We start from the raw sequence: 1,947 nt of genomic DNA, 5'->3' as shown, positions 1-1,947 counted from the left end.
TCTCTGCGAGGCGCACGCGGTCGAGGGCGCGGAAGATATCACCGCGTTCGGCGGCTGGCGCGCCTGGCTCGGCCGTGGCGCGGGCGCGTGACGCGCCGAGAATGAAAAAGGCGATTGGCTTTATCGCCAACCGCCTTTGAAGTGGTGCCGGAAGTCAGGCTAGTTGGACTGCTGACACGCCGGATCGTCGGGATTGTTCTGGCACGGACACCAGGAGCCCTCGGCCTCTTTGCAGTTATTGCCGATGGCCGTCTTCTGCTTTGCTCCGCCGGCCCATTCGGCCTGATCGATGCTGTTGTTGGTGTCCTTGTCCATCATCGTGAAGGTCGGGTTCATCGTCGGATCGCCCACCTTCGATTCGCAGCTGTTCCACTCCACGCGGCTGATGGTGCCGCTGCCGTCGGCGTCGCAAGCTTTGAAACCGTCAGCCCAGCTGGCGGCGACAGCGGGCGTTCCCGAAAGCAGCAGAGCCGAAACGAAAGCGGCCGAAATGAAAGCGGCCCAGTACTTGGTCATTGCGTTCTCTCCCTGGTAGTTAGTGCTACCGATTGATGCCGTCGCCCCTTCCGGGAAACGGTCCTCCCGCCGCATTTTGCGGCCCTACAACGGGGGCCTTCTTTCGGTGCTCAATCAAGGTCAAACCTTCCAAATCCCCGGCAACACATTTTCCGCGCCGGGGATGCCAGAGATCATCGCCCGAGTGCTGCGTTTGGCACCCGGGAAATAGGCCGGACTTTGGGCCTTAGGAGACTGTCAGGGAGCGCTGCTCGCGAGGGCTGTCTATGCCGGACCCATGGCCTCTACCAGCGCGCTGCTGCAGGTTTTCGACTGTCAAAAACGGGAGGAGATTTGGCTGAAAAAGTTGGCTCCCCGGGCCGGACTCGAACCAGCGACCCAGCGGTTAACAGCCGCTTGCTCTACCAACTGAGCTACCGGGGAGCAGAGCGCAGGCTCTTCGTCGAGCTGCGCTGAAGGGGGTGATAGCAAAACGCCGGGCGCCTTTCCAGCGCTTTGCGCCCTCGGGCGGCCGCGAAATTCGCCCGCCTTGCGGCGCCTCCGCCGAACCCCTATGTCGGGCGTCCGGACTCCAGCGTCCGGCCCCCAGGAAACGCGCATGGCCCACAAGGTCCGCCTCTTCAACAGTCACTGGCATCTGCCCAAGTCGAAGCCCTTACGCATCGGCCTCGGCATCGTGCTGATCGGCTGCGGCCTCCTGGGCTTCCTGCCGGTGCTCGGCTTCTGGATGATCCCGCTCGGCTTCCTCGTCCTGTCGGTCGATCTGCCGGCCGTCCGCCGCTGGCGGCGTCAGCTCACCGTGTGGTGGTACCGCAAGAAGGACGACGAGACGGGCCGCGACGTTGACGCTGGGCCGGGGCCGAAGGCAAAGTGATCGCTTGAGCCCTTCGGGGCTTCGGTCGGCGAGGGGGGACAACAATGATCGGCCTAGCCATCGCCGCCCTGAGCGTCGTCCTGCCGCTGCTGCATCTTGCGCTGACCCGCGAACCCCGGACCAAGGCGCGCGTCGTTCGTGTGCTCTTGCTCTACGCGCTCGTGCTCGACGTCGGCGTTTTCGGCTTCGTGTTCGGCTTCATTCCCCATGTCTTCTTTCCCGATCAGGCCGCCAAGATGATTGGCTGGTCGCCGAGCCCGTTCCAATTCGAGGTCGGCGTTCACGACGGCGCCTGGGGCGTGCTGGGATTTCTGTGCATTTGGATCGGCGGCCTGTTCTGGCTCGCCACCGGGCTCGGCTGGTCCCTGTTCATGCTCGGCGCCGCCGCCGGCCACGTCTACCAGACCGTCACCGCGGACAATTACGCGCCGTACAATTTCCTGATGATCTTCGCCGACGGTTTCGTCGCGATCTGGCTGCTGGTGCTGCTCTATCTCCATTTCCGCTGCGGCGGCTTCCAGCGGCGAGGATCGTAAGCGGGCGGGAGAAGCTTCGTG

General features: G+C 64.0%; 4 protein-coding genes and 1 tRNA gene. 3 read left to right on the top strand and 2 right to left on the bottom strand.

Translation table 11 applies throughout. The annotated features are described in order from the left end of the window. Positions 1 to 91 (top strand): allophanate hydrolase-related protein (locus AUC71_RS22830; protein ID WP_425283391.1); only part of this gene is annotated, 91 nt, incomplete at its 5' end. A 68-nt stretch (positions 92 to 159) separates the two neighbouring features. Here the strand turns inward: AUC71_RS22830 and AUC71_RS13720 are convergent. Continuing rightward, positions 160 to 516: an EF-hand domain-containing protein gene (locus AUC71_RS13720; RefSeq protein ID WP_069624688.1), complete on the bottom strand. Its 357-nt coding sequence runs from the start codon at positions 514 to 516 to the stop codon at positions 160 to 162. Positions 517 to 863: 347 nt separating this feature from the next. Beyond that, positions 864 to 939: transfer RNA gene (locus AUC71_RS13715), tRNA-Asn, on the bottom strand. 175 nt (positions 940 to 1,114) lie between these two features. On the opposite strand from AUC71_RS13715, the gene AUC71_RS18075 reads away from it, so the two are divergent. Together AUC71_RS18075 and AUC71_RS13710 are read left to right on the top strand one after the other, a co-directional pair. Further along, entirely contained in the window at positions 1,115 to 1,390 is a 276-nt protein-coding gene (locus AUC71_RS18075; protein ID WP_244500967.1) for a hypothetical protein, read from the top strand. A 44-nt stretch (positions 1,391 to 1,434) separates the two neighbouring features. After that, complete coding sequence (locus tag AUC71_RS13710) at positions 1,435 to 1,926, top strand: DUF6790 family protein (RefSeq protein WP_069624687.1); 492 nt, start codon at positions 1,435 to 1,437, stop codon at positions 1,924 to 1,926. Positions 1,927 to 1,947: the final 21 nt, after the last annotated feature.

It is taken from the genome of Methyloceanibacter marginalis, from assembly GCF_001723295.1.
GTDB classification, from domain to species: domain Bacteria; phylum Pseudomonadota; class Alphaproteobacteria; order Rhizobiales; family Methyloligellaceae; genus Methyloceanibacter; species Methyloceanibacter marginalis.
The sequence above is the reverse complement of the archived record's forward strand: the minus strand, read 5'-3'. Positions and strand labels throughout refer to the sequence as shown.

What these genes read in the sequence shown, in the direction of transcription:
- AUC71_RS13720 (WP_069624688.1), bottom strand. Translation starts at nt 516, where the DNA reads ATGACCAAGTACTGGGCCGCTTTCATTTCGGCCGCTTTCGTTTCGGCT.
- AUC71_RS18075 (WP_244500967.1), top strand. Translation starts at nt 1,115, where the DNA reads ATGGCCCACAAGGTCCGCCTCTTCAACAGTCACTGGCATCTGCCCAAG.
- AUC71_RS13710 (WP_069624687.1), top strand. Translation starts at nt 1,435, where the DNA reads ATGATCGGCCTAGCCATCGCCGCCCTGAGCGTCGTCCTGCCGCTGCTG.